The organism is Mycobacterium sp., assembly GCF_035603715.1.
Taxonomy (GTDB): domain Bacteria; phylum Actinomycetota; class Actinomycetes; order Mycobacteriales; family Mycobacteriaceae; genus Mycobacterium.
Genome location: NZ_DATNJW010000222.1, coordinates 1 through 4,623, shown reverse-complemented (window position 1 = coordinate 4,623; position 4,623 = coordinate 1). Strand labels below are relative to the sequence as shown.

The window sequence follows — 4,623 nt, the reverse complement described above, 5'->3', positions numbered from 1 at the left end:
CACGCTGGGTGTACTTCACGTCGGGCACCACCGGCAGCCCGAAAGCCGTCCGCCACTCCGACGCAACCTTGCTCAGCGCGGCCAGCGGCTACGCCACCCATCTCGGTGTGGGTAGCCATCCTCGGGAAGTCGGGACGATCGCCTTTCCCATCGCGCACATCGGCGGCATGGTCTATCTCGCCACCGCTCTGTTCGGCGACTTTCCGGTGCTGCTCATCCCCAAAGTCTCCGCAGCCGACCTGCCCCGGGTGCTCGCAGAGCACCAGGTGACGGTAACCGGAGCGAGCACCGCGTTCTACCAGATGCTGCTGGCCGCTCAAATGGCCGCGCCGACAACCGAATTGCTGGTGCCGTCGCTGCGGATGCTGATCGGCGGGGGTGCCGCGTGTCCGCCTGAAGTACACAGGCAGGTGCGTGAACACCTCCGGGTGCCCGTCGTTCACGCCTACGGGATGACCGAGGCGCCGATGATCTGCGTCAGCGAGGCCACCGACACCGACGAGCAACTGGCCAACAGCGCGGGCCGGCCCATCCCTGGATCGCAGGTGCGGATCGCAGCGAACGGCGAGATCGAGCTGCGGGGCGCCAACCTGACACCGGGATACCTGCAGCACGACCAGTGGGCTGATGCCCTCGCTGCGGACGGGTGGTTCCGCAGCGGCGACCGGGGCCACCTCCGTCCGGACGGCCGCATCGTGGTCACTGGGCGCACCAAGGATCTGATCATCCGCAAGGGCGAGAATGTGGCCCCCGACGAGATCGAGAACGAACTGCTGGCACATCCTCTGGTCGACGAGATCGCGGTGCTGGGCCAGCCCGACGAATTGCGCGGTGAGCTGGTGTGCGCGGTCGTGCGTCGTTCGCCACGCCATCGCGACGTCACCCTCGATGAGCTGTGCACTTTCCTCGACCAACGCGGGCTAATGAAGCAGAAGTGGCCCGAGCGGCTCGTCCTCGTCGACGAGTTCCCACTGACGGGGCTCGGCAAGGTCGCCAAGTCCGAGCTGGCACGGCAGATCGCAGGAGGAATTCGATGACGCCGTTGTCCGCTGACGAACGTCAGGAACTCGCACAATCCGTGCGCTCGGCCTGTGAGCGACTGGCATCCGAGGACCGAGTGCGCGCCGTCGCGTACGGCGAAGGAGACGGTGGGGGCACGGACGGACACTCCGGCTTCGACACTGCGCTGTGGGATGTGCTGTGCAACCAGGTAGGGGTGGCCGCCATCGCACTGCCCGAGCACCTCGGCGGCGCAGGTTTCGGTGCGTCCGCGCTGGGTGTGGTGGCCCACGAACTCGGCCGCGCGTTGGCCCCGGTGCCATTCGTCAGCTCCACGGTGCTGGCCACCGGGCTACTGCTCGACTTGACCGAACACGACCCCGACGCCGACAAGCGGCTGACCGGGCTCATCGAAGGTCGCCGCACTGCGGCCGCGGCGCTCACCGGTGACGGCGGATTGTGGCGGCCGTCCGCGGTGACGCTGCGCTCCGCCCGTACCGGAGATGGCTGGAGTATCGACGGCAAAGTGCGTCACGTGCTCGGCGGTTCCGCTGCCGACGATCTCGTCGTCATCGCCATTGGCGGTGATGGCGAGCCGGCGGTGTTCCTGCTCGACCCCACCGTCGACGGCGTCGTCGCCGAGGCTGAACGCGTGCTCGACGGCACCCGGCCGATGGCCACCATCACGCTGAGCTCAGCGCCGGCGCTGCGGCTGTCCGCCGACGGTCCCCTAGGTGACGTCGTCGACCGCAACGTCGATATTGCGCTGGCGGTGTTGTCTGCGGAACAGGTCGGCGCCTGCGAACGGGTGCTTGAGATCGCTACCGATTACGCCCGCACCCGCGAACAATTCGGCCGGCAGATCGGCAGCTTTCAGGCCATCAAGCACAAGTGCGCGGACATGCTGGTCGATCTCGAATGGGCGCGATCGGCCTCGCAGGCGGCGCTGGAAGCGCTCGACGGTTCACCCGCTGCGGCCGCCGGCGAATCGACCTGGCGCGCGAGCATGGCCAAGGCGGTGTGTTCCGAGGCGCTGCGCAACGCGGCTAAAGCGAACGTCCAGATTCACGGCGGCATCGGCTTCACCTGGGAGGATTCCGCACACTTGTACTTCCGACGCGCCCGCACGGACGAGGTGGTGTTCGGCACACCTGGCCAGCACTGGGACCGGCTGTCGGCGCTGGGCCCGTCGCCTCTGAGGGAGGAGTGACCGGTGCCGGGTTCCCCTGACGGCTCGAAACACCCGGACGCGCTACGCGCGCAGATCCGCTCGTTTCTGGACAGCGCACCGAGGCCGGCCGGCCTACGGAATTACGGGCCCACGCCCACCGCGGCCGACATCGAACCCGGCCGGGCGTGGCACCGCTACCTCGCCGACCACGGGTACGCCTGCCTGCACTGGCCGCGCGAGTTCGGCGGCGCCGATGCATCAGTGGCGCATCAGGCCGTCTTCGCCGAGGAGTGCGCGCGAGCCGGTGTGCCCCGCCAGCTGAGCATCACCGGCGCCGACCTGGTTGGTCCGGTGCTGATCAAATTCGGCAGCCAAGATCAGAAGGACCGCTACCTGGAGCCGATCCGGTTGGGCGACGACGTCTGGTGTCAGCTGTTTTCCGAACCCGGCGCCGGATCGGATCTTGCCGGCGTGCGCACCCGTGCCGAACGCACCGCGACGGGTTGGCGCATCGATGGTCAGAAAGTGTGGAGTTCAGCGGCTGCCTCGGCCCGCTTCGGGCTGCTGCTCGCCCGCACGGGTCCGGACAAGCACCGTGACTTGTCGATGTTCGTTGTGCCCATGGACATCCCGGGGGTCACGGTGCGCCCACTGATGCAGATGGACGGTGAGAGCAAGTTCAACGAAGTCTTCTTCGACGGCGCCGAACTCGACCAAGACGCGCTGATCGGTGACATCGGTCAGGGCTGGACGGTCGCGATGGTTACGCTGGGTCGTGAGCGCCTGACATTGGGTTCGCAGGCGGTGTCGATGTTCCGGCTGCATGAACGCATGGTCGATGCGGCCCGTGACCACGACCTGCTCGACCCGGTGCTGTCGCGGTCGATGACCCGGCTGTGGGCAAGGATGTGGCTGCTGCGCTACACCTGGCAGCGCGCCATCGACTCAGGTGACTTGACATCGCCGGCTTTCTCGGTGCTCAAGCTGATGACCTCAGAAACCGATCAGGACCTGGGCGACATGGCCACCGAGGTGCTTGGTACCGACGCGTGCGCCGACCCCGAGGAGGACGGCCTGGTGCACCATATGCTGGTCGGGCGGGCGCAAACGATCCTGGGCGGCACCAGCGAGATTCAGCGCAATATCCTCGGTGAGCGGGTGCTCGGGCTTCCCAAAGAACCGCGATGACAACGAGTTTGACCCCTTTGACCAGGGCCGGCTTCACCGCCGCGGTGCGCGCTGCGCTGCGCCCCGGAGCGACGGTTGCCCTCGGCGACGGAGTGGGCGCGCTGCGCTGCCTCGACGACGGCGGGTCGGTCGGCGCGGCGCTGAGCGCCGCCGCCAGCGAGGTAGGCTCGGTGCGCCTGGTGCTGGGCTGGCTGCCCGCCCCGATCGACGGCCTCGACGCAGACGCGTTTGCCGAAGTGGTTGCGTTGATGCCCGGGTGGGGCGTGCGTGACGTATTGCGCAGCCCGAAGGCGCGCTTCCTGCCGACGCGGCTGGGGGCGATTCCCGCGCTGCTGGCTGACGTGCTGCGGCCCGACGTGCTGCTCACCCGGCTGGTACGTCGGGATGGCTTGTTGCAGTTCGGCACCGAGGTGTCCTGGCAGCGCGAGCTAATCGATAGCGGCACAAGGACTCTCGCCGTGGTCGACACCTCGATGGTCGCGGCGGATGCCGGGCCTGCGCTCGACCCGTCGAGTGTCGAGGTAATCGGTTCTGTCGGGACCGGACCGCTGCGAGTACCGCAACGCGACCCCGAGCCGATTCACGACGCGCTCGCCGACGCGGTATTGCGGTTACTCCCCGAAGACGCCCGGATCCAGTACGGGCCAGGGCAGCTCGGCACCGCACTGCTGCGCCGGGCACAAGCGCCGTTACACATCGACACCGGGCTACTCACCGATGCGGTCGTCGACCTCGACCGGCGCGGGCTGCTGGCGGGTACACCGTCGGCGACGTATCTGCTGGGCAGCGACTCTCTCTACGAGTGGGTCGATGGGCGCCGGATCCTGCGCGGACTCGACTACACCCACGACCTCACCCGGCTGTCGCGCGGCGCACCGCTGGTCGCGGTGAACACCGCCATCGAGATCGACCAATACGGACAGATCAACGTCGAAGGCTTGCGCGACAAGGTGATCGGCGGCATCGGTGGGCATCCCGACTATTGCGCCGCCGCCCGAGCTAGTCGCCGCGGACTGTCGATCATCGCCGTCCCGCGGCAGGTGAACGGTCGCTCGCCGCTGGTCGAGCAGCTGAGCCGGCCCGCCTCCACACCCGCCTACGACGTCGACCTGATCGTCACCGAGTCCGGACACGTCGACCTGCGCGCAGCGGATTGGTCGCAGCGCCGTGCGCTCATCGCCGAATTATTCACGGAATGAAGGAGATAACGCGCAATGCCTGAAGGTCCCTTGACCGGCAAAGTCGTCCTGGTCACCGGAGGCGGA

The 4,623-nt window shown here is 67.9% G+C and carries 4 protein-coding genes; all 4 read left to right on the top strand.

Going from position 1 to position 4,623, the window contains the following annotated elements; genetic code table 11:
- Window positions 1–1,037 (top strand): fatty acid--CoA ligase family protein (locus VN856_RS09325; RefSeq protein WP_325688253.1); only part of this gene is annotated, 1,037 nt, incomplete at its 5' end.
- On the top strand, window positions 1,034–2,209 hold the full coding sequence (locus VN856_RS09320; RefSeq protein ID WP_325688251.1) for an acyl-CoA dehydrogenase family protein: 1,176 nt from the start codon (window positions 1,034–1,036) through the stop codon (window positions 2,207–2,209). The genes VN856_RS09325 and VN856_RS09320, both read left to right, overlap by 4 nt.
- A 3-nt stretch (window positions 2,210–2,212) precedes the next feature.
- Window positions 2,213–3,358: an acyl-CoA dehydrogenase family protein gene (locus VN856_RS09315; protein ID WP_325688249.1), complete on the top strand. Its 1,146-nt coding sequence runs from the start codon at window positions 2,213–2,215 to the stop codon at window positions 3,356–3,358.
- Window positions 3,355–4,557: an acetyl-CoA hydrolase/transferase C-terminal domain-containing protein gene (locus VN856_RS09310; RefSeq protein ID WP_325688248.1), complete on the top strand. Its 1,203-nt coding sequence runs from the start codon at window positions 3,355–3,357 to the stop codon at window positions 4,555–4,557. Before VN856_RS09315 ends, VN856_RS09310 begins: the two co-directional genes overlap by 4 nt.
- Window positions 4,558–4,623 lie beyond the last annotated feature (66 nt).

Bases quoted from the DNA above. Each gene is read 5' to 3' on its own strand.
- VN856_RS09320 (WP_325688251.1), top strand. From the start codon at position 1,034: ATGACGCCGTTGTCCGCTGACGAACGTCAGGAACTCGCACAATCCGTG.
- VN856_RS09310 (WP_325688248.1), top strand. From the start codon at position 3,355: ATGACAACGAGTTTGACCCCTTTGACCAGGGCCGGCTTCACCGCCGCG.